The following is a 21,326-nucleotide window of genomic DNA, read 5'->3' as shown; positions in this document are numbered from 1 at the left end:
GTCCGCCAGCTCTTCGAAACCCCCACCGTCACCGGCATAGCCGAAGCACTCACCAACGCCTCGACAGCCCGCACCGCCATCACCCCCGGGCCCCGCCCGGATCAGATCCCGTTGTCGTTCGCCCAGCAACGACTGTGGTTCCTTCACCAGTACGAACCCGGCAGCTCGCTCTACAACATCCCCGTCGCCCTGCGCCTCACCGGCCACCTCGACACCACCGCCCTCCAAGCAGCACTCGCCGACGTCGTCGAACGCCACGAATCCCTCCGCACCCTCTTCACCCAGAACACCGACGGCACAGACCCCCACCAGGTGGTACTCAAGGACGCCCGGCCCGCCCTGGTGACGGAGCGGGTGTCGGCCGGTGACCTGGCGGCGCGGTTGTCCTCGGCGGTGTCGTACGGGTTCGACCTGGGGGCGGAGATACCGCTGCGGGCGACCTTGTTCGAGACCGGCACGGACGACCACGTGCTGCTGCTGGTCATGCACCACATCGCGGCGGACGGCTCCTCCCTGGCCCCCTTGGCCCGGGACCTGACCACGGCGTACGCGGCACGTGCCGAGGGCCGGGCCCCCGACTGGGCCCCGCTGCCCGTGCAGTACGCGGACTTCACCCTCTGGCAGCGCGAGAACCTCGGCTCCGAGGACGACCCCGACAGTTCGCTCTCCCGGCAACTCGCCTACTGGCAGCGCACGCTGGCCGATCTTCCGGCGCAGCTCGAACTGCCCACCGACCGGCCGCGGCCGGCGACGCCCTCCCACCGCGGCGGGACGGTCGAGTTCGACGTACCGAAGGAGCTGCGCGAGCGGGTCGAGGCGGTGGCGCGGGAGAACCGGGCCAGTGCGTTCATGGTCGTGCAGGCGGCGCTCGCCGTACTGTTGTCGCGGCTCGGTGCCGGTACCGACATCCCGATCGGCTCGCCGGTCGCGGGCCGCACGGACGACGCGGTCGAAGACCTCGTCGGGTTCTTCGTCAACACGCTCGTCCTGCGCACCGACCTCTCCGGCAGTCCCACGTTCACCGAGCTCCTCGACCGGGTGCGCCAGACGGATCTTGCCGCGTACGCCAACCAGGACGTGCCCTTCGAGCGGATCGTTGATCTGCTCGGTCCGGAGCGCTCCGCTGCTCGCCACCCGCTGTTCCAGACTGTTCTGAGCTGGAACAACGACGACGACCGGGCGGCGCTCGCGGCCTCCGCGGAGCTTCCGGGCCTGACCGTGTCGGCCCAGGGCACTGACACCGGAGGAGCCAAGTTCGACCTGCTGTTCTCCTTCTCCGACCAGGAGGAGGTCACCGGAACCGCAGGCCGGGCCGGCGCCGGGGGTTACGCGGGCCACCTCGGATACAGCAGCGACCTGTTCGACCACGAGACGGCCCGCACGCTCGCCGAGCGACTGGTCGTGGTGCTCGACTCACTGGTCACGGACCCGCTGCGCCCCGTCGGTGAGACGGTCGTGCTGGGGACGTCCGAGCGGCGCCGCCTGCTGGGCGAGTGGAACGACAGCGCGCGTGAACTGCCGCTCGCTTCCCTGCCGGAGCTGTTCGAGGCCCGGGCGGCGCTCGGTCCGGACGAGGTCGCCGTCGTGTTCGGCGACACCACACTCTCGTACGCCGAACTGAACGCACGAGCCAATTGTCTCGCCCACCGGCTCGGCGCGAGCCTGGCCCCCGAGGCGCGGGTGGGAGTGCTCATGGAGCGCTCCGCCGACCTGGTCGTCGCCCTGTTGGCGGTGGCCAAGGCGGGCGGGGTCTACGTACCGCTGAGCACGGCCTATCCGGACAGCAGGATGCGCTGGATCCTCGGCGAGACCGAGGCCGTCGTGCTGCTCACCGATCAGTCCCTGCTGTCACGGGCTCAGGAGGTCGCCGGGACCGCTTCCGTGCTCGTCCCGGACTCCTGCCCCGTGCCCCTCGGCCGGGCCGAGGGCAATCCGGGGCTCGCCGTCCAGCCGGACCGGTTGGCGTACGTCATGTTCACGTCCGGCTCCACCGGCAAGCCCAAGGGTGTCTCGGCGACCCACGCCGATGTGGCGGACCTCGCACGCGACCGGCGCTGGCTGGGCGGAGTGGTGGACCGGGTGCCGCTGCACTCGCCGCATGCCTGGGACGGATCGACGTTCGAGCTGTGGGCGCCGCTGCTCAACGGCGGCCGGGTCGTGGTCGCGCCGCCGGGAGACCTCGACATCGAGGCGCTGCGCCGGCTCGTGGTGGACAACGGGATCACCGCGCTGTTCCTCACCACCGGCCTGTTCGGGGTCCTCGCGCAGGAGCACCCCGAGTGCCTGGCGAGCGTCAGGCAGGTATGGACCGGCGGGGACCTCGCCTCGCCGGCCGCGATGCGCCGGGTGCTCGAGCACTGCCCGTCGACGAAGGTCGTGCACGTGTACGGCCCGACCGAGACGACGGTGTTCGCCACCAGTCACGAGGTCGGCGCACGGGATGTGGACGGGCAGCGGGGCGGCGTCCCGATCGGACGTCCCCTGGACAACATGCGGCACTACGTCCTGGACGGGTCCCTGCGGCTGGTGCCGCCGGGTGTGCCGGGTGAGCTGTACATCGCGGGCTCCGGTCTTGCCCGCGGGTACTGGGGTCGCCCGGACCTGACGGCGGAGGGATTCGTCGCCGACCCGTTCGGTGCCCCCGGGACCCGTATGTACCGCACGGGCGACCTGGTCCGATGGAGCCCGGACGGTCTGGTGGAGTTCATCGGCCGCGCCGACAGCCAGGTCAAGGTGCGTGGCTTCCGTATCGAACTCTCCGAGATCGAGGCCGCCTTCACCGCGAGCCCGTCGGTGAAACAGGTCGCGGTGATCGTGCGGCAGGACCGGCCGGGTGACAAGCGCCTGGTGGCGTACGTCGTGCCGGCCGTCGCCTACGACGCGCAGGAGCTGCGCGCGCAGCTGGCGAGGACGCTGCCCGACTACATGGTTCCGCAGGTCGTCGTGGAGCTCGACGCACTACCGCTGACGTCGGTCGGAAAGCTGGACCGCAAGGCCCTGCCGGTTCCGGAGTTCGCCGCCGCACCGGCGGGACGGGCGCCGCGCACGGGGCACGAGGAGATGCTGTCCGCGCTGTTCGCCGAGGTGCTCGGCGTGGCCGAGGTGAGCATCGACGACGGGTTCTTCGACCTGGGTGGCGACAGCATCATGTCGATCCAGCTGGTCAGCCGGGCCCGCAAGGCGGGTCTGGTGATCTCACCGAAGGACGTCTTCGAGCGCAAGACGGTGGCGGCCCTCGCCGAGGTCGCGACGACGGACGGCAACGGTCCGGCGCAGACGGAGGAGGCCGGTGCCGGGGTGGGCCCGCTGCCCGCGACGCCGATCATGCACTGGCTGGCCGAACGTGGTGGCTCCATCGACCGGTTCAACCAGTCGACGGTGTTGCGGGTACCGGCCGGCCTCGTTCCGGCGCACCTCCACTCGGCCGTGCAGACGCTGCTGGACCACCACGACGCGCTCCGGATGCGGGTGACGGAACACGCCGGTCCGGCGCCGGAGCCGGTCGTCCGGGACTGCGTCGTCGCCGAGCCCGGAGCGGTCCTCGCGACGTCGGTGGTCCGGCGGGTGGATGTGCGGGGCCTGGACGACGCCGGGTTGGAGGCGGTGTACACCACGGAGGCGGACGCCGCCGCGGACCGGCTGGCACCGGCGTCCGGGATCATGGTGCAGGTGGTCTGGTTCGACCGGGGCCCCCAGGTGCCCGGCCGTTTGCTCCTCGTGGTCAACCACCTGGTGGTGGACGGCGTTTCCTGGCGCATCCTGCTGCCCGATCTGGTGGAGGCGTGGGAGGCGGCCGTGGCAGGCCGGGAGCCGGAGCCCGCACCGGTCGGCACCTCACTGCGGCGCTGGGCCCAGCGTCTGCGGGACGAGGCGGTGGCGCCCTCACGGGTGGCGGAGGCGGACCTGTGGGCGTCCGTGGTCGCCGACCCCGAACCCCTGCTCGGCTCGGCTCCGCTGGACCCGGATCAGGACACCCACAGCACGTCGGAACAGCTCGAACTGAGGCTGCCGTCCGACGTGACGGGGCCGCTGCTGACCTCCGTCCCGACGGCGTACAACGCCGGAGTGAACGACGTGCTGCTCGCGGCGTTCGCCTGGGCGCTCTCCGAGTGGCGCGACCAGGGCCGGGGCCGGGCGTTCCTGGTGGATCTGGAGGGCCATGGCCGCGAGGAGGGCACCGTGGGCGGCGCGGAGCTCTCCCGTACGGTCGGCTGGTTCACCAGCATGTATCCGGTGCGCATCGGCGCCGGGACGTTCGACCGCGCCGATGCCTGGGCCGGCGGTGCCGGTGCCGGGACGGTGCTGAAGCGGGTCAAGGAGCAGCTGCGAGCCGTGCCCGACGGCGGCATCGGTTACGGGTTGCTGCGCTACCTCAATCCGGACAGCGCGCGACAGCTCGCGTCGGGTACGCGTGCCCAGCTCGGGTTCAACTACCTGGGCCGCTTCACGGCGGAGGGCGGTGCCGACGGTGGATCGGCGTGGGGCCCCGAGCCCGGCGTCCGAGGGCCTTCCGGAGAGGCGGCGGGGTCACCGCTCGCCCACGTCGTCGAGCTCAACTCGTTCACGGCGGACGGGCCGGAGGGCCCGTGCCTCGTGGCTACGTGGACGTGGGCGCGGCGGCTGCTGGCGGACGACTCGGTGGAGGAGCTCGGCCGGCTGTGGTTCCAGGCCCTGCGGGCCCTGGTGGAGCACGCCGAGCGGCCGGAGGCGGGCGGTCTGACGCCGTCCGACGTGGCGATGGCGGAGATCACGCAGGAAGAGATCGACGAGTTCGAGGACCTGCTCTAGCGAGGTCCTGGGCAGGAGCTCCGGCAAGACCCTCGGCGGGACTCCCCGCGGGTTTCGCCGGAGGTCTCGCACAGATGGCGGGGCGGGGACGGGCACGGTGTACGGGACATCCCGGCGCCGTGCCCGTCCCCGCCCCTTTGTCGTGCGGCCCACTCCGCCGCTGCGGTGCCGACGCGGCGGGCCGGCGGCGCCGGGCTCTCTGTCGAAAGTCGTAGTGCGGTTCCGCCGATCGGCACAAGACCGGTCCGCGCGGGCCCCGTACGGTCGTTGACATGCAAGGACCTCTGAGGACGGACGGGCAATGATCACACTGCGTGGAGTGACCAAGCGCTATGACACGGCGGTGGCCGTGGACCACCTGGATCTGGAGATCGCCTCGGGCAAGGTCACGGGATTCCTCGGCCCGAACGGCGCAGGCAAGTCGACCACCATGCGCATGATCATGGGCCTGGACCGGCCGACCTCCGGCGAGGCCCTGATCAACGGCAAGCGCTACTCCGAGCTCACTCATCCGCTGCGTGAGGTCGGGGCGCTCCTCGAGGCGAAGGCACTCCACCCGGGGCGCAGCGCGTACAGCCACCTGCTGGCCATGGCGCGCAGCAACGGCATTCCGCGCAAGCGGGTCGAGGAGGTCCTGGAGACCGTCGGCCTGGAGAAGGTGGCCAAGAAGAAGGCCGGCTCCTTCTCGCTGGGCATGGGGCAGCGGCTGGGCATCGCGAGCGCACTGCTCGGTGACCCGCAGACCCTGCTCTTCGACGAGCCGGTGAACGGTCTCGACCCTGACGGGGTCCGCTGGGTGCGGGAGTTGATGCGGTCGCTGGCCGAAGAGGGCCGGACCGTCTTCGTGTCGAGCCACCTCATGAGCGAGATGCAGCTCACGGCCGACCACCTGGTGGTGATCGGCAAGGGCAAGCTCCTCGCCGATGACACGATCGACCAGGTCATCGCCCGCAGTTCGCTGACCGCCGTCCGGGTGCGGACGCCCGACAGCCGGGGCATGGACGACCTCGTCGCGCGCCTCGACGCGCAGACCCTCGAGGTCAAGCGGGACTCGGAGCACGAGATCCTGGTGTCCGGGACGACGGTGGAGGCCATCGGCGACATCGCCTTCCAGATGAACCTCAGACTGCATGAGCTCCGTGTCGTGGAAGCCTCGTTGGAGCAGGCGTACATGGAGATGACGGCCGGCAGCATCGAGTACAAGTCGTCGAAGCCCGTGACCGCGGGAGTCGCCCCGCAGCAGGGTCAGCACCAGGAAGTCGAGGCCTGAGTCATGTCGAGCGCAACCATGAACACCACAGCACCGAGCACGGCCTCGCACGGTCGGGGCAAGACCATCGGTGCGATCGCCTCGGAATGGACCAAGCTCTGGTCCGTCAAGGCCACTTGGTGGTGCCTGGCCGGCTCCTTCGCCCTCATGGCGGTCTTCGCGCCGGCCCTCGGCACGAGCATCGCGAACAGCTATCGCAGCGACGGTGACAACACCGATATCCCGATCGCTCACCCGCCGGTACTGGCGGTGAACATGGTACAGTTCGCGGTTATCGCGCTCGCCATGCTGGCGATCACGGCCGAGTACTCCACGGGCAGCATCCGTTCGACGCTGCAGTGCGTGCCGCTGCGGGGCCGGATGCTCTTCTCGAAGATCGCGGTGATCGCGCCCGTCATGTTCGTGGCCGGCACGCTGATCGCCGCCGTGGGCACCGCCACCACCACTCCGCTGCTGTTCGAGTACGCCGACACCAACCTCGGCAAGGCCGTTCCGACCATCCTGGCAACCGGTGTGTACATCGCCCTGATGGGCATCTTCGCCATCGGCGTCGGGGCGGCCATGCGCAGCGCCGTAGGCACGCTGACCACGGTCTTCATGGTCCTGGCCGGCCTGCCGGGCGCACTGGCCCTCTCCAGCAGCGACTTCACCAAGAAGATCCTGGACTACCTTCCGTCCATCGCGGGTCAGCACCTGATGGACGGGGACGCCGAGCCGTACGGCCGGATGGGCGCGCTCCTGGTGATCCTGGTCTGGACCGCCGCCGCCGTGGTGGCCGGGTACGTCGTCCTGCACAAGCGGGACGCCTGAGCTGATGGCGGTGGCTGTTCCCCCGGCGGCCATCGCCATCTTTATTCCCACATTACTTTTCACGTCTCTCATATCACGAACGCCACCCCCCAGGCAATCTCTTTCACTCCCGGCTAAAGCAAGCATCTCACTGTGCGGAACCGATTCGGGCTTGCTATTTTGAAACCGGATTCGGATTTTCAGCCATGGCTTGGCTACAATCCGAGGCCGAGTTGGGTGAATTAGGGCATCGTTGACGATGATCTTGCCGGGGGCATGACATGTTGCGTATCCATTTGAGTCATGGGGATATCGGTAATATACACATGATGGCGACTTTGGGCCCATTGTCCGAAGCCATATTCTCCATCCATCATGTGGGAGTAAAAAGTGAGCCTGCGTTCAGGGAATGGCGGAACCAGCTCGCGAGGAGGATCCGCTCCAGCGACGAAATGACCCGCGATGTACAGATGTTGCGGCGCGCGCCCGATCTCAGTTGGCTTCTCGGCCCCGAGCGCGACAAGTCGCCGGCCGAACGCAATCCATCGACGGGACCGAGCCGACGCGAACTCCGGGCCGCCATGGATTCGTTTATGCAGCTGTCGATAGCTCCCTATTGGCAGCAGATATTGACCCATTTGACTGTGCAGCGCGAGGCGCGAATGAAGGCACAGACAGATGGAGGTGAATATCTCCTTAACTTCCTGCACCCGGGCATCCGAATATCCGGCCGAATTCTTGAGCTACCGGCGGCCGAAGACGCAGACATAGAGCTCGAGGGCAAAGGCCTGCTCCTCGCCCCCTCTCTGTTTCTCGGCGCCCGTCCCGGAGCGCTTCTCCGCAACGTCAAAGGCACCGACGGGAGACCGGTCCTCGTCTTCTCGGCCCAGCCGGACGCCGAGACATCCCGCGCCCTGTGGAGCCCGCAGGCCAAGGACGGGGAAGCCCTGGACGCACTCATGGGGCGCACCAGGGCACAGCTTCTGCGCCTGGCGATGACCGGCGGTACCACCAGCGAACTGGCCCAGCAGGTCGGCACGTCGGCCGCATCCGTCAGCCAGCACACCAGCGTGCTGCGCAAGTCCGGGCTGATCCGCTCCGAGCGGCACCGCAACACCATGAACCACCGCATCACCGCCCTGGGCCAGGCCGTGCTCAACGGCAGATCCCAGCCCGCCGCGGTGGACGCGGCGGGCGGACTGCCGGAAGCCGCCGCGGAGACCCGCATCCGGGCGCAGCCGACGCGACCGTTGTCAGGGGCACGACGGGAGTTCGGCTCCTCCAGACGAGGCATTTCAAATGCTGACGGGGCGTCGGGAAGTTTGGGCAGAGGGTCCAAGATCGTTGCGTGACAAAAGAACTGACGCCTGGTCGGTTATGCCGCAATAGAAGATCAGCGATGAAGCGCAATACCCGATACTTCAGCGGACCGCACCGGTTGACGCATCCCGAAATGGTCACGCTTGGAGCTGCGGGACATCAAAGCACGGACCGGAGGAAGCACGTCCGGCCCACATCTGCTGCGCCGGCCTTCGTATACCGCCCCGGTGAGGGGTGGGCGGTATACGAAATCAGAACAGCCGGAGGCTCTTTCGGAGGAAATCCGCTGATAGGGGCGGCCGATTCGGGCCCTACGCCGGGTTTCCCCCCTCCGTGAGTGATCATGGCGTGACCTGCATGTTTGTCGGCATTCAGTGGGTCGCACCATGGGAGCCCACCCGTTGATTCTGCCGAAAGACCCCTGCGCCGGCTTCGCCGTCGGCCGGCACGCGCCCGACGGCACGGGAACACGGTGCCGGCCCGTCACGAAGAACGCGTCCCGCGACCGGCCCGCACGGAACCACACGCAGGGGTGCAGCCGACCGAAGGGGCCCCCGACACAGGTCGGAGGCCCCTTCGGAGCAAAGCCGCTGGTAGCGGCAGACGAGTCGGGCTGTACGCCGGGTTCTGTCGCCCGGTCGCCTCGCGGCGGCCGGGGAGACGGCCATCCATCTAGGACCGGCATTGCTGCCGGTCTCGTGCGGTCTACCCGCGAACTCGGGCGGGCCGCCCTCGAACGTTCGCGCAGAGCCGTCTCGCGACGGCTCCTCTTGACCTTGCTCCGGGTGGGGTTTACCTAGCCGCCTGAGTCGCCTCAGGCGCTGGTGGTCTCTTACACCACCGTTTCACCCTTACCGGGGACCGAAGTCCCAGGCGGTCTGTTTTCTGTGGCACTGTCCCGCGGGTCACCCCGGGTGGCCGTTAGCCATCACCCTGCCCTGTGGAGCCCGGACGTTCCTCGGGGGGATCCGAAGATCCTCACGCGGCCGTCCGCCCGGCTCGTCTGCCGTGGGGCCCATGCTACCCGGCCGGCCAGGGCCGTCCGACAGGGTGAGCGGGCGGCTCAGAGGAACGCCTCGGTCTCCAGGTCGAGCGCGAAGGGCGCAGGCAGGTGGATCGACTTGCCGAACGGAATCGTGCAGTGCTGGCGGTAGTCGTCCCCCTGCGGCTCGCTGAACAGCGTCACCGAGGACTGCTCGCGGTCGACGAGGAGGTACAGGGGGACGGGCCCCCGGGCGTAGCAGCGCCGCTTGCCCGTGCGGTCGGCGGTCGGCTTGGACGAGGTGACCTCGACGACCAGGGCCACGCCCTCGCACGGCATCCAGGGATCTGCCCCCCGGTACAGGCGCAGTTCGGTGGGCGCGAAAGTGCCGTCGGGAATGGCGTGGTTCTTGGGGCACCCTCCGCCACTGCGCAGTTTCAGCCCCTTGTTCCCGGAGAAATCCATATCGGTCCGCGCATGCCTGATCACCTGCTTCATGATCAGGCTGATGTAGTCCTCATGGTCCCCGTCCGGCGGCGGCGTCACGACGATCTCCCCCTCGATCAGCTCGGCCCGGAAGCCCTCCGGCGTGTCCAGCGCCAGGAAGCCCTCAAGCAGGACGTCCGCCTGCGAGAGCGGTTCATGCGGCATGGCAGACATGTCACGCCCCTTCCTCGGTCGCTCGCCAGAGTGGGACATGGGGGAATCCGCCGTCCGTGAGATGGGAGTGTTTCCCCCGATCGTGGCACAGGACGGCAGGCGGTTGTCAGAGGCGGACCGAGGCGAAGGCCGCGATCCCCGCCGTCCAGGCCGCCGTGACGTCGGAGTCCGTGGGGAAACGGCCGTTGAGCTCCATCGCGACCATCCCATGGGCGAAGGCCCAGGCAGCCCTGGCGCGTCCCTCGTCGCCGGCCAGGGCGCGGAAGAGGGGGGCCGCAGCGCGCTCCTCCAGGTCCTGGGGGAGGGAGTGCGCGGTGGTGATGCGGTAGAGGTGGGGATGGGCCAGGGCATGGGTGCGGTAGGCGGTGGCCAGGGCCGGGAAGGAGCCGGGGGCCTCGGCCTCCGCCGCTTCGAGGACGTCGGCGGTCTCCCGGAGCATCGCGTCGGCCAGGGCGTTCACCACGGACGACTTGTCCGGGAAGTGCTTGTAGAGCGAGGGCGCGGTGATGCCCACGGAACCGGCGAGTCGGCGCATGGTGAGGGCGTCCGGGCCCTCCCGCTCCAGCAGGGTGCGTGCGGCGGCGAGGATCTGACGGGTGCGGTCGGTGGCAGTCCGGGCCGCGGGATCGGTCATGACGGTCGTTCTCCTCCTGCAGGCTCGGAACGCGGGGCCGAAGGCGCGATCGTACGAGATGCCGTGGTTGCCCCCGTGTGGAGGGTCCCACCGCCTTGACCTTGCCGCAGCGTCAGGGTTTCTACTGGCCCCATGCGCATCGGAGAGATCGCCGCGCTGGTCGGGCTCACCCCCAGGGCCGTGCGGCACTACCACCAGATCGGTCTGCTGGCCGAGCCGGCCCGCCGGGCCAACGGCTACCGCTCGTACAGCGTGCGCGACGCCGTGCTGCTGGCCCGGATCCGGCGGCTCACGGAGCTGGGGCTCGGGCTGGACGAGGTACGGGAGGTGCTCGCCGGTGACGCCGGGCGGCCGCTCGGGGACGTACTGCGTGAGCTGGATGCCGATCTGGCGCGGCAGGAGCGGGAGATCCGGGAGCGGCGGCTGCGGCTGGCGCAGCTGATGGAGGGGCCGCTGACCGGGGTCGGGCCCGTATCACCCGCGCTGGCCGCGCTGTTGGCCGCCGGGCCCGTCACCGACTCCCCCGCCGCCGCCAAGGACCGGGAGCATCTCGCCCTGCTGGACACGGCGGGCGGCGGCAGCGAGGTCTACGCCGTACTGCAGAAGCTGGCCGGTGATCCGGCGGTGCTCGCCCTGTACGAGGAGCTCGACGCGCTCGACGCGGCGCCCGTGGACGATCCGCGCGTCGCACCGCTGGCCGCCCGGATGATCGCGCTCGTGCCGGACGAGGTGCTGGCGGCGATCCCCGTCGGCGGGCCGGCGAGGACGGGGTTCGGGGAGGCATTGCTGGCGGACTACCCGCCCGCACAGGCCGAGGTGGTGCGACGGGTGATGGTGGCGCTGACGGAACGGATGCAGGGGAGGTCGGAGTGATGAGAGGGGTGCGGGGCGCGCGGGTGGTGGCCGCGACCGTGCTGCCCGCCGAACTCGCCGTGGGCGTGTGCCTGATGGCCGGTGTGCACATTCCGGTAGCGGTGGTGGCCGGTGCGGAGGGAGCGGTCCTGCTGGCCGTCGTCCTGGAGACGGTCGTTCTGGGACGGCTGTGGCGGGAGGGAAGGCGGGCGGGTGCGGGGCGGCGGGCGGCGGCTGTCGGGGCGCTGCGGACCGTGGCGCCGGTGGCGGTGCGGCGGCTCGTCGTGCATGAGCTGCGGGCCCTGCACAGTCTGGGGCTGTGGCTGGTGCGACGGCGCCACGGCGTGCCGGAGGGGGCGCTGTCCGTGCCGTACACCGGGCCGCAGACGGCCATGATGTACGGCCTGGTGTTCGTCTCGGTGGTGGAGACGGTGATGCTTGCGCTGCTGATCCCCTGGCCGGTCGTGCACCGGATTCTGCTCGTACTGGACGTGTACGGGGTACTGCTGGTGCTCGCCCTGCACGCCGCCTGCGTGTGCCGCCCGCATGTCGTGGGTGCGGACGGGTCGCTGCGCGTTCGTTACGGGACGCTGTTCGATCTGCTGGTGCCGGCTGCCTCCGTCGCCGCCGTGCGGGTCGAACGGCGTTTCCCGCAGGGCCGGTTGGTCGAGCACGGCTCGGACGGGGTGCTCGATCTCGCGGTCGGGGGGCAGACGACGGTGACGGTCGAGCTGAGTGCCCCGCTGGGCTTCGTCCGGCCGCTCGGCGGTCGCGGGCAGGCGGTCGCGGTGCGGTTCCACGCCGATGATCCGCGCGCCGTCGTGGCAGCGCTCACGCGGGCGCGAACAGCACCTTCGACGATCCCGGATCCGCCTGGGTGAGCCGCACCCGGATCCGCTCCCCCAGCGGCAGTTCGGTGGTGCCGCCCTCGATGCGGGCGACGATCGCGGGGTCGTCGATGTGGATGGTGCCGGTGGTCGGCTCCTGCTCCTTCACGTCGACCACGTACGCGTCGAAGACCGCACCGACCCGGTCCTTGAGCAGTGCCGCCTCGACGAGGTCGACGCACTCGCGCTCCACGGTGTTGGCGCGCCGGTTCCCGTCCGCCATCTCCTCGGGCAGGGCGGGGAGTGCGCTCAGGGCCCACTCGGGCGGATCACGGTCCGCGGCGGCCGCCACACACAGTTCGGCCGCGTACCGGTCGACGAGGCGGCGCAGCGGCGCGGTGCAGTGCGTGTAGAGGTCGGCGACCGCGGCGTGCACGGCCGGGGTGGGCAGCTCGCCGTGCTCGAAGACGGTGTAGCCGGCGCCGCGCAGCAGGGTGGTGCAGTCCTGGAGGAAGGCGGCGTGGTCGGCCCTCCTCGGGTCGAGCGAACGGACGACCTGCGCGTAGGGGACGTGGTGCGGCCAGTCGATGTGCAGGGCCTCGGCCGAGCGGCGCAGGCGGGCCACAGCGCCGTCGGGGGCGACCGGGAGCGTGCGCAGGATGCCGGTGCCGGATTCCTTCATCAGCCGGGCCGCGGCCATGCCGGTGAGCAGGGAGATCTGGGCGTTCCAGCCGTCGGCGGGGAGCGGGGCACGGTATGCGAGGCCGTACGTCCCGTCGCGCTCGACGACCTCCTGTTCGGGCACGTCGAGGGAGATGCCGCCGCGGGCGATCTCCTGTTCCTCGCGCAGCGTGCCGATGTCCTTGAGCAGGGCGAGGGACTCCTCGGCGGTGCCCGCGTCGATCTGCCGCTGCACGCCCGCGTAGTCGAGTTTGGCGCGGCTGCGCACGAGGGCCCGGCGCACCCGGGTGGCCTCGGTGCGGCCCTCGGCGTCGAGGTCGATCTCCCAGAGCACGGCGGGGCGGGTCTCGCCGGGCAGCAGGCTGGCGGCGCCCTCGGAGAGCGGTTCGGGGTGGAGCGGCACCTTGCCGTCGGGGAAGTAGAGCGTCGTCACCCGGCGGTGGGCCTCGGTGTCGAGTGCGCCGCCGGGGCGGACGAAGGCGGCGACGTCGGCAATGGCGTAGTGCACGCGGAAGCCGTGGGCCCGGCGCTCCAGGTGCATCGCCTGGTCGAGGTCCGTGGAGGTGGGCGGGTCGATCGTGAGGAACGGCAGATCCGTGGCGTCCTCGTGCCCGGAGACCGCCGGGTCGCGCGCCGCGCCGGCCGCTTCGGCGAGCACGTCCGCGGGGAAACCGTCGGGAAGACCGAGTTCGGTGCGCAGTGCGCGCAGGGCCGCCCGCAGCGGGGTGTCGGCTGCGCCGGTCATGTGGAGATGGCGGCGGGGCATGGACCGAGCGTATGGCGGGGCGGGGCGGGCGGCATCCCGGGTGGCGGAGGGGCGGCCACCGGTTCCCCGTAGGCTGGCGCGAGGGGTTTGCCCTGTACCCGGGTGACACCGCGGGGATCCGTGAGCAGGCCGGGGCCCCTTTCCGTACGTACGAAGGAGAACCGCCGTGCTCGTGCTGTTGCCGCCCTCCGAAGGAAAGGCCGCCTCGGGGCGCGGAGCACCCCTGAAGCCCGAGTCGCTCTCGCTGCCGGGCCTGGCCGGGGCTCGGGCCGCCGTGCTGGACGGGCTGGTGGAGCTGTGCGCGGCGGACGAGGAGAAGGCCCGCGTCGTGCTGGGGCTCAGCGAGGGGCTGCGGGGCGAGATCGCGAAGAACGTCGAGCTGCGGACCGCGGGTGCGCGTCCGGCCGGCGAGCTCTACACGGGGGTGCTGTACGACGCGCTGGACCTGGCGTCCCTGGACACGGCCGCCCGGCGCCGGGCCGGTAAGTCGCTGCTGGTCTTCTCCGGGCTGTGGGGCGCGGTGCGGGTGGGGGACCGGATTCCGCCGTACCGCTGCTCGATGGGGGTGAAGCTGCCGGGGCTCGGCGCGCTCGGGGCGTTCTGGCGCGCTCCGATGGCGGAGGTCATGCCGGAGGCGGCCGGGGACGGCCTGGTGCTGGACCTGCGGTCGTCCGCGTACACCGCGGCATGGAAGCCGAAGGGTGCGGTGGCGGAGCGCACGGCCAGCGTGCGGGTGCTGCACTCCCAGCTGGTGGACGGGGTGGAGAAGCGGTCGGTGGTCAGCCACTTCAACAAGGCGACGAAGGGGCGGATGGTCCGCGATCTCCTGCGGGCTGGGGCCCGGCCGAAGGATCCGGCAGAGCTGGTGACGGCGCTGCGGGACCTGGGGTACGTGGTGGAGGCCGAGGCGCCCGTACGGGCCGGGCGGACGTGGGACCTCGATGTGGTGGTGACGGAGATCCACTGACCCGCAGGGCGCGTTGCAGCATGCGCAACGCTCGTTGCGTAGGTTGCTGCGTCCGTGCAGGATGAGGGCATGACCTCCTCCGTACTGGACCTTGCCCCCGTCGTGCCCGTCGTCGTGCTGGAGGACGCGGGCGACGCGGTGCCGCTCGCCCGGGCCCTGGTCGCGGGCGGGCTTCCGGCGATCGAGGTGACGCTGCGGACCGCCGCCGCCCTGGACGCGATCAAGGCGATCGCGGCGGAGGTCCCGGACGCGGTGGTCGGCGCCGGCACGGTGATCTCGGCGCGGAACGTCTCCGACACCGTTGCCGCGGGCGCCCGCTTCCTGGTGAGCCCCGGCTGGACGGACGCGCTGCTGGAAGCGATGAAGGCGTCGGGGGTGCCGTTCCTGCCGGGTGTCTCCACGACGTCCGAGGTGGTCGCGCTGCTGGAGCGCGGGGTCACCGAGATGAAGTTCTTCCCGGCGGAGGCGGCAGGCGGCACGGCGTACCTGAAGGCCCTCTCCGCACCGCTCCCCCAGGCCAGGTTCTGCCCGACGGGCGGCATCTCCCTCGCCTCTGCGCCCTCCTACCTGGCCCTGCCGAACGTCGGCTGCGTGGGCGGTAGCTGGATGGTCCCCGGCGACGCGGTGGCGGCCCGGGACTGGGCCCGGGTGGAGCGGCTGGCCGCCGAGGCGGCGGCGCTGCGCGGCTGAACACCGAAGTTCCGCGATTTCGCGTGCATGCTCCCCGGCAGCCGGGGCACGAGACCCTTCAGGGACACGTGACCCGGCCTCCGGGTGACCCGGGTTCCGGCAGGCAATCCCCCGGCCTCCCGGAACCGCCTCGGCCCCATCGGCCTCCCCCCGCCGATGGGGCCGAGTGCTGCCCGGACATCCTTACCGCAGGTGGGACGTGTCGTTCAGCAGCCGTACGGAAGCGTTGCCGTCCGCGTAGTAGGCCACGGCCGACACGGATGCCGCCGAGAGCTCCATCCGGAACAGCGCCTCCGGCGGTGCGCCCAGTGCCAGCCGCACGAGGGTCTTGATGGGTGTCACGTGTGTCACCACGAGGACCGTGCGGCCCGCGTAGCGGGTGACGAGGCGGTCGCGGGTGGCGGCGACGCGGCGGGCGACCTCGGCGAAGCTCTCGCCGCCTCCGGTGGGGGCCGCCTTCGCGGAGGCGAGCCAGGCGTCCAGATCGGCGCCGTACCGCTCCCTGACCTCGCCGAACGTCAGCCCCTCCCAGGCACCGAAGTCCGTCTCGCGCAGCCCTTCCTCGATCCGCACCTCCAGCCCCAGCCGGGACGCGACGGCGCCGGCCGTCTCGCGGCAGCGGCGCAGCGGGGAGCTGACGACCTCCTGCACCGTCCCGCGGGCGGCGAAGGCGTCGGCGGCGCGCTCGGCCTGTCCGCGGCCGACGGCGGACAGCTCGGGGTCGGTCCCGCCACTGCCGGAGAACCTCTTCTGAGGGGTCAGCGCGGTCTCACCGTGACGGAGCAGCACGAAGGTGGCGGGCGCGCCGAGGTCCGGCGCGGCGCCCCAGCCGACCTGCGGGGTGGCCGTGGCGGAGGCGGCGGGACGGTTCAGGGCCGCCCGGGCCCTCGCCGCACCGGCCGCCGCGTCGCCGGGCGGTCCGGAGACCGGCGGCAGGACGGCGGCCACCGCGGACCTCGGGGTGTCGAGGTCCGCCGTCGAGGAGGACGGCTCCCACTGCTTGCCCCGCTTGCCCGCGTCCATCGCCTCGTTGGCGAGCCGGTCCGCGTGCTTGTTCTTCTCGCGCGGGATCCACTCGTAGGTGACGGCGGAGGCGGGCAGCACGCGCGCCGCCTCGGCCGCGAGCGGCTTCATGTCAGGGTGCTTGATCTTCCAGCGGCCCGACATCTGCTCCACGACGAGCTTGGAGTCCATCCGGACGCGGACCTGCGGACCGTCGTCCGCCGGCCCGTCCGGCAGCAGGGCGCGCACGGCGCGGAGACCGGCGATGAGGCCCTTGTACTCCGCGACGTTGTTCGTCGCGACGCCGATGTACTCGGCGGCCTCCGCCAGGGTCTCCCCCGTCGTCGGGTCGATGACGACCGCGCCGTAACCGGCGGGCCCCGGGTTGCCCCGGGAGCCGCCGTCGGCCTCGACGACGAAGCGGCGTGGCCGCGTCACTACAGACCCGAGTCCGAGGTGCGGACCAGGATGCGGTGGCAGTTCTCGCAGCGCAGCACCGTGTCGGGGGACGCGGCCTTCACGTCGTTGACCTCGGTGATGTTGAGCTCCAGCCGGCAGCCCTCGCAGCGGCGCTGGTAGAGCCGGGCGGCGCCCACCCCGCCCTGCTGGGCGCTGAGCTTGTCGTACAGCTTGAGCAGGTCGGCGGGGACGGAACCGGCGACGACCTCGCGCTCCTTGGTGACCGTCGCAACCTCCGTGTCGAGCTCCTGGGTCGCGGCGTCCCGGCGGGCGGTGGCGTCGTCGACCTTGGCCTGCACGGCGGAGACCCGGTCGGTCAGCTCGGTGACCCGCTCCTGGGCGGACTCACGGCGCTCCATGACCTCGAGGACGACGTCCTCCAGGTCACCCTGGCGCTTGGCGAGGGAGACGATCTCGCGCTGGAGGCTCTCCAGGTCCTTGGGCGAGGTGATCGCGCCGGAGTCCAGGCGCTGCTGGTCGCGGGCGGCACGCTGGCGCACCTGGTCGACGTCGTGCTCCGCCTTGGTCTGCTCGCGGGCGGTGTCGCTCTCCTCGGTCGTCGAGGCGACGAGGAGGTCACGGAGCTGGGCGAGGTCGGCCGTGAGCGACTCGATCTCCGCGTGCTCGGGCAGGGACCTGCGCCGGTGCGCAAGCTGGGAGAGGCGCTGGTCGAGGGCCTGGACGTCGAGGAGTCGGATCTGGTCGGCGGGCGCGGCGTTCAGTTGGGGGCTCCAGAAGAGTGGTGGGTGGTCCAGGGGTCGGTGACCTGCTTCGAGACGTGGACCCGCAGGTCCCATCCGTGGCGGTCGGAAATCGCGTCGAGCTGCGCCGCGGCCTGCTCGCACCACGGCCACTCGGTGGCCCAGTGTGCGGCATCGACCAGACCGAGCGGCGAGTGCTGGACGGCCTCGGAGGCCGGGTGGTGGCGCAGGTCCGCGGTGAGGAAGGCATCCACGCCGGCGGCGCGCACGGCGTCGAAGAGGCTGTCGCCCGATCCGCCGCTCACCGCGACGGTCCGCACGAGCGCGTCCGGGTCGCCGGCCAGCCGGATGCCCTGTGCGGTGGCGGGCAGCCGGGCGGCGGCGCGGGCCGCGAAGGCGCCGAGCGTCTCGGGGTGGTCGAGCGTGCAGATCCGGCCGAGGCCCCGGCGGCCGGCAGGGTCCGTGGGGTCCGGGACGAGGGGCCGCTCGACACGCAGGTCGAGGGCGCCGGCCAGGGCGTCGGAGACACCGGGGTCCGCGGAGTCCGCGTTGGTGTGGGCCACGTGCAGGGCGACGTCGTGCTTGATGAGGGTGTGCACGACGCGGCCCTTGAAGGTGTCGGCCGCGACCGTCGTCGTGCCGCGCAGATACAGCGGGTGGTGGGTGACGATCAGCTGGGCGCCGAGCTCCAGCGCCTCGTCCGCGATCTCCTGTACGGGGTCGACGGCGAAGAGCACCCGGCCGACCTCGGCGTCCGGATCACCGCAGACGGTGCCGACCGCATCCCATCCTTCGGCCCGCGCGGGCGGCCACAGGGCGTCGAGCTCGGCGATGACTTCAGACAGACGGGGCACGGAGGAAAGGCTACCTGGCCTCCGTGCCCCGCATCCCATGGCCGGTCGGACCGGCGGCATCGGGCCTCCGGCCCGTCATGAATCGTTACGTCACCGGCGCCGCGACGCGGCCCCGGCGGGCACGGTCCCTACTTGACGAGGTCCGCGCGCAGGTCGTCGAGGACCAGGTTCGCGGCGGTGACGCCGAGGCCGAGGTACCAGGTCTCGTCGGAGACGTTCTTCGCCCGGCCCTCCTTGACGGCCTCCAGGTTCTTCCACAGCGGGTTGGCCTGGGTGGTGTCGCGCTTGGTGGCCTTCACGGCGCCGTACACGCCGGTGAAGATCCAGTCGGCGTCCGCCTCGTCGATCTTCTCCGGGCTGATCTCCGCGGCGAGCTCGTTGATCTGCTGGTTCTCGGGCCGCGGCAGTCCGGCGTCGTCGAGGATCGTGCCGATGAAGGAGGCCTTGGCGTAGAGGCGGATCTTGTCCGGCAGGTAGCGGACCATGGAGATGGTCGGCTTCTTCGGGCCGATGTCCTCGCCGAGCTTCCTGGCGTTCGCCTCGTAGGCGCCGAGCGCCGACTTCGCCTTGGCGGTCCTGTCGAGCGCCGCGGCGTTGAGGAGGTAGTTCTCCTTCCAGGTGAAGCCCGGGCGGATGGAGAACACGGTCGGCGCGATCTTGGACAGCTCGTCGTACTTGTCCGCGGCGCGCAGCTGGCTGCCGAGGATCAGGTCGGGCTTGAGCCCGGCGATCGCCTCGAGGTTGAGGTTGTTGATCGTGCCGACGTTCTTGGGGTCGCCCGCGTCCTTCTTCAGGTACGAGGGGATCGCCGCGTCACCCTCGGAGGGGGCGTAGCCCACCGGCTTCACCCCCAGCGAGACGACGTTGTCGAACTCGCCGACGTCGAGCACGACGACCCGCTTGGGAGCAGCCTTGAGCTCGGTCCTGCCCATGGCGTGCGTGAGGGTGCGGGGGAACGTGCCCGCCGGGGCGTCCGTGCCGTACTCCGCCGTCTTCTTCGCCGCGTCGCCGAAGTCCTTGCCACCCGTCGCGACCGCGGCCTTCTTGTCACCGCCGGCCTCGGACGTGCCGGAGGCGCCGGACGCGCCGTCGTCGCTCCCGCAGGCCGAGAGGGACAGGGCGGCCACAACGGCCAGGCCGACTGCGGCGGTGCCGCGGCGACGAAGGGACATCACTTGCTCCAGTCGAGGGTCACACAGGTAACACTTAGGAATGCCTTACCTTAGACACGCTCGCGATCCACAGCACAACCGCCCCCGCCCCCTCAGGCGAATCCGGGCATCACCACCCTTATGTGTGAAGTGGCCACGCTCGTGTTGTTCGGCATCCCGTGCGAAAACTAGCTTCGGTTGCCGGAGGTGACGAGTCGATGACTGCCTGTGCCATCGAGGACGGGACCGCAGAGGCGGCCGGAACCGGCGAGACGGTGGAGCCGGAGTCCGACGAGCCGGACGGGGCCGCGGAGGCTCCGGACCCGGCCGGGGACGCGGTAGCCCTGCCCCAGGAGCTTCTGGGGCAGGCCCGGGGCGAAACGGTCCTGCCCGCATTCACGCTCACCGCCGACGGCGCCTACGCGGCCCGGCTCACGGCCGCCCATGACGGCGCCGCCGGGCCGGACGCCGCCTGGTACGCGGAGCGCTGGACGCTGGACGGCCCCGAGCCGTATGCCGTGCCTCTCCCGCTGGACCAGCCGGAGGAGGCCGACTCACAACTGCTGCCGCTCGCCGACGGCCGGGTGCTGATCCGGCGCCGGGTCGCCGGCCGGCACACGTTCTCACTGCTGTACCCGACCGGGCCCGGAACCGGTGAACTCCCGCTGGGAGCCGTCGAATGCGCCGAACTGACCCTGCTGCCGCCGTCCCCGGACGGCGTCAGCGCGTACGCCCTGTCCACCGGTGCGTACTCCACCGGACTCTGGCTCGTCGCGGGCGGCGCGTACGGCCCGGAACACATCGCGGACCTCCCGGGGCTCTGCTCCGGCGGGGCCTGGCTGGACCGGGCGGGCCGCCTGCTGGCACTGGACCGGGAGCCGGCGGGCGGGGGCCCGGTGAAGGCGGTCGCGGTGGACCTGGGGCGCGGCGCCGAGATGTCGCCGCTGCTGCAGATCGCACCGGACAGCAACGACCGGCTGCTGCTCGCCGATCCGGACAGCGGTCTGCTGCTGATCCGTTCCGACGCGCCGGGGCACGACCGGCTCGGCTGGGGGGTGCTGGGCAGTTGTCTGCCGGTGCGTTTCCCCGAGTGCCTGCGTCTGGCGGATGCGGCGGTGACGCCGTTCGCGGTGCAGCCGGGGCAGATGCTGATGCCGGAGAGCTGTGCGGTGGCGCTGCGGATCGACGGGGCGGCGGGCAGCTGGGTGGGGATCTGGCGCCCGTCGGGCCGCCGGCTGCACCAGCTCGCCGCACCCGAGGGGTGGCAGGCCGGCCGCGGGGTGTGGTCGCGCGACGGCGTACTCAAACTGCCGTACGCGAACGGGGACACGGCCTGCGCGGTGGCGATGCTCACCGCCCCCGCCGACGTGGACCCGACCGCTGAAGCGGCCCCGGCGAGCTGCGCGGAAAGTGATAGGCAACCCTCCGCCGCCGTGACGCCTCCTCCTGCGTGTAGACCCGTTCCACTGGGGCAGGCGCCTCTCGTGGGGCGTACGACACCTGACTAGAGTTGAGCCGGGGATCTCACGCAATCGCGCACCGCGGTCGCCGACGGTGACCGTTCCCGAGCGGTGGTGCGAGGGCCCCGCAGACCAGCACGCAAGCGATCACAACGGGGTGACTTCCCAGATGTCTGAGGCGCGATCCGACACGACCCAGATGCGTCCGCCGGGGGCGGACGGGCAATGGGCCGAAGACGGCGGCTCCGGAAAGCACCGAGGAGGTGTGGCGACGGACGACACGGCGGCTCAACCGCACGGCCGCCACCGCCGCCCCTCCGAGGGTGTCGGCAGGGCGGCCTGACCGCCCAGGAAATTCGACGAGGGAGAGGAGGGCCCCCGCAGCCGGCCACCCGCGCACCGCCTTCCACTCCCCCACCAACGATCAAGGAAGGGTACTCCGCGAGCGGGAGCCGGTGCAGCCGGATGCGCAG

Annotated in this window: 16 protein-coding genes and 1 other RNA gene; 9 read left to right on the top strand and 8 right to left on the bottom strand. The window is 71.3% G+C overall.

What is annotated here, in order from left to right:
* The 4 genes from ABZ434_RS34600 to ABZ434_RS34585 all read left to right on the top strand — a co-directional run.
* Positions 1 to 4,788, top strand: a 4,788-nt coding sequence (locus ABZ434_RS34600) for an amino acid adenylation domain-containing protein (protein WP_359145565.1), incomplete at its 5' end; no start/stop codon positions are given.
* A 301-nt stretch (positions 4,789 to 5,089) separates the two neighbouring features.
* Positions 5,090 to 6,058 (top strand): ABC transporter ATP-binding protein, encoded by a 969-nt coding sequence (locus tag ABZ434_RS34595; RefSeq protein ID WP_359145563.1) that lies wholly within the window; start codon positions 5,090 to 5,092, stop codon positions 6,056 to 6,058.
* Positions 6,059 to 6,061: 3 nt separating this feature from the next.
* Positions 6,062 to 6,868 (top strand): ABC transporter, encoded by an 807-nt coding sequence (locus ABZ434_RS34590; RefSeq protein ID WP_359145561.1) that lies wholly within the window; start codon positions 6,062 to 6,064, stop codon positions 6,866 to 6,868.
* A 305-nt stretch (positions 6,869 to 7,173) separates the two neighbouring features.
* The gene (locus ABZ434_RS34585) at positions 7,174 to 8,199 is read left to right on the top strand and encodes a winged helix-turn-helix domain-containing protein (protein WP_359145558.1); all 1,026 of its coding nucleotides are present in this window, start codon (positions 7,174 to 7,176) and stop codon (positions 8,197 to 8,199) included.
* A gap of 568 nt (positions 8,200 to 8,767) precedes the next feature.
* Here the strand turns inward: ABZ434_RS34585 and rnpB are convergent.
* The 3 genes from rnpB to ABZ434_RS34570 form a co-directional block, all read right to left on the bottom strand.
* Positions 8,768 to 9,169: RNase P RNA component class A (gene rnpB / locus ABZ434_RS34580), an RNA gene on the bottom strand.
* Between the two features lie 61 nt (positions 9,170 to 9,230).
* A complete protein-coding gene (locus ABZ434_RS34575; protein ID WP_359145571.1) occupies positions 9,231 to 9,800 on the bottom strand; it encodes a Uma2 family endonuclease in 570 nt (189 codons plus the stop codon).
* Between the two features lie 115 nt (positions 9,801 to 9,915).
* Positions 9,916 to 10,443 (bottom strand): TetR/AcrR family transcriptional regulator, encoded by a 528-nt coding sequence (locus tag ABZ434_RS34570; RefSeq protein WP_359145555.1) that lies wholly within the window; start codon positions 10,441 to 10,443, stop codon positions 9,916 to 9,918.
* A 132-nt stretch (positions 10,444 to 10,575) separates the two neighbouring features.
* On the opposite strand from ABZ434_RS34570, the gene ABZ434_RS34565 reads away from it, so the two are divergent.
* Together ABZ434_RS34565 and ABZ434_RS34560 are read left to right on the top strand one after the other, a co-directional pair.
* Positions 10,576 to 11,316, top strand: coding sequence for a MerR family transcriptional regulator (locus ABZ434_RS34565; RefSeq protein WP_359145552.1), 741 nt, complete (start codon positions 10,576 to 10,578; stop codon positions 11,314 to 11,316).
* Positions 11,316 to 12,176: a hypothetical protein gene (locus ABZ434_RS34560; protein ID WP_359145549.1), complete on the top strand. Its 861-nt coding sequence runs from the start codon at positions 11,316 to 11,318 to the stop codon at positions 12,174 to 12,176. Before ABZ434_RS34565 ends, ABZ434_RS34560 begins: the two co-directional genes overlap by 1 nt.
* Here ABZ434_RS34560 and ABZ434_RS34555 read toward each other — a convergent pair.
* Entirely contained in the window at positions 12,127 to 13,569 is a 1,443-nt protein-coding gene (locus ABZ434_RS34555) for an RNB domain-containing ribonuclease (RefSeq protein ID WP_359145546.1), read from the bottom strand. The genes ABZ434_RS34560 and ABZ434_RS34555 overlap by 50 nt on opposite strands.
* Positions 13,570 to 13,735: 166 nt before the next feature.
* Between ABZ434_RS34555 and yaaA the strand changes: the two genes are divergently transcribed.
* Together yaaA and eda are read left to right on the top strand one after the other, a co-directional pair.
* On the top strand, positions 13,736 to 14,536 hold the full coding sequence (yaaA, locus tag ABZ434_RS34550) for a peroxide stress protein YaaA (RefSeq protein ID WP_359145543.1): 801 nt from the start codon (positions 13,736 to 13,738) through the stop codon (positions 14,534 to 14,536).
* A gap of 69 nt (positions 14,537 to 14,605) precedes the next feature.
* A complete protein-coding gene (eda, locus tag ABZ434_RS34545; RefSeq protein ID WP_359145540.1) occupies positions 14,606 to 15,226 on the top strand; it encodes a bifunctional 4-hydroxy-2-oxoglutarate aldolase/2-dehydro-3-deoxy-phosphogluconate aldolase in 621 nt (206 codons plus the stop codon).
* Between the two features lie 183 nt (positions 15,227 to 15,409).
* Here eda and ABZ434_RS34540 read toward each other — a convergent pair whose 3' ends face one another.
* From ABZ434_RS34540 to ABZ434_RS34525, 4 genes are all read right to left on the bottom strand, one after another.
* A complete protein-coding gene (locus ABZ434_RS34540) occupies positions 15,410 to 16,666 on the bottom strand; it encodes a bifunctional RNase H/acid phosphatase (protein ID WP_359145537.1) in 1,257 nt (418 codons plus the stop codon).
* On the bottom strand, positions 16,666 to 17,409 hold the full coding sequence (locus tag ABZ434_RS34535; RefSeq protein ID WP_359145568.1) for a C4-type zinc ribbon domain-containing protein: 744 nt from the start codon (positions 17,407 to 17,409) through the stop codon (positions 16,666 to 16,668). Before ABZ434_RS34535 ends, ABZ434_RS34540 begins: the two co-directional genes overlap by 1 nt.
* A complete protein-coding gene (locus ABZ434_RS34530; protein WP_359145533.1) occupies positions 17,406 to 18,242 on the bottom strand; it encodes a Nif3-like dinuclear metal center hexameric protein in 837 nt (278 codons plus the stop codon). Before ABZ434_RS34530 ends, ABZ434_RS34535 begins: the two co-directional genes overlap by 4 nt.
* A gap of 128 nt (positions 18,243 to 18,370) precedes the next feature.
* A complete protein-coding gene (locus tag ABZ434_RS34525; protein ID WP_359145531.1) occupies positions 18,371 to 19,414 on the bottom strand; it encodes an iron-siderophore ABC transporter substrate-binding protein in 1,044 nt (347 codons plus the stop codon).
* Between the two features lie 197 nt (positions 19,415 to 19,611).
* Between ABZ434_RS34525 and ABZ434_RS34520 the strand changes: the two genes are divergently transcribed.
* The gene (locus ABZ434_RS34520) at positions 19,612 to 20,901 is read left to right on the top strand and encodes a hypothetical protein (RefSeq protein WP_359145529.1); all 1,290 of its coding nucleotides are present in this window, start codon (positions 19,612 to 19,614) and stop codon (positions 20,899 to 20,901) included.
* Positions 20,902 to 21,326 lie beyond the last annotated feature (425 nt).

This window comes from Streptomyces sp. NPDC005761, from assembly GCF_040630635.1.
GTDB lineage: Bacteria > Actinomycetota > Actinomycetes > Streptomycetales > Streptomycetaceae > Streptomyces.
Note: the sequence above shows the minus strand (reverse complement) of the source record. Positions and strands in the feature narration are given on the sequence as shown.

Excerpts from the sequence above, each read along its gene's own strand:
- ABZ434_RS34565 (WP_359145552.1), top strand. The coding sequence starts at position 10,576 with ATGCGCATCGGAGAGATCGCCGCGCTGGTCGGGCTCACCCCCAGGGCC.
- ABZ434_RS34590 (WP_359145561.1), top strand. The coding sequence starts at position 6,062 with ATGTCGAGCGCAACCATGAACACCACAGCACCGAGCACGGCCTCGCAC.
- ABZ434_RS34585 (WP_359145558.1), top strand. The coding sequence starts at position 7,174 with ATGATGGCGACTTTGGGCCCATTGTCCGAAGCCATATTCTCCATCCAT.
- ABZ434_RS34575 (WP_359145571.1), bottom strand. The coding sequence starts at position 9,800 with ATGCCGCATGAACCGCTCTCGCAGGCGGACGTCCTGCTTGAGGGCTTC.
- ABZ434_RS34560 (WP_359145549.1), top strand. The coding sequence starts at position 11,316 with ATGAGAGGGGTGCGGGGCGCGCGGGTGGTGGCCGCGACCGTGCTGCCC.
- ABZ434_RS34555 (WP_359145546.1), bottom strand. The coding sequence starts at position 13,569 with ATGCCCCGCCGCCATCTCCACATGACCGGCGCAGCCGACACCCCGCTG.
- ABZ434_RS34525 (WP_359145531.1), bottom strand. The coding sequence starts at position 19,414 with ATGTCCCTTCGTCGCCGCGGCACCGCCGCAGTCGGCCTGGCCGTTGTG.
- ABZ434_RS34520 (WP_359145529.1), top strand. The coding sequence starts at position 19,612 with ATGACTGCCTGTGCCATCGAGGACGGGACCGCAGAGGCGGCCGGAACC.
- ABZ434_RS34595 (WP_359145563.1), top strand. The coding sequence starts at position 5,090 with ATGATCACACTGCGTGGAGTGACCAAGCGCTATGACACGGCGGTGGCC.
- eda (WP_359145540.1), top strand. The coding sequence starts at position 14,606 with ATGACCTCCTCCGTACTGGACCTTGCCCCCGTCGTGCCCGTCGTCGTG.
- ABZ434_RS34570 (WP_359145555.1), bottom strand. The coding sequence starts at position 10,443 with ATGACCGATCCCGCGGCCCGGACTGCCACCGACCGCACCCGTCAGATC.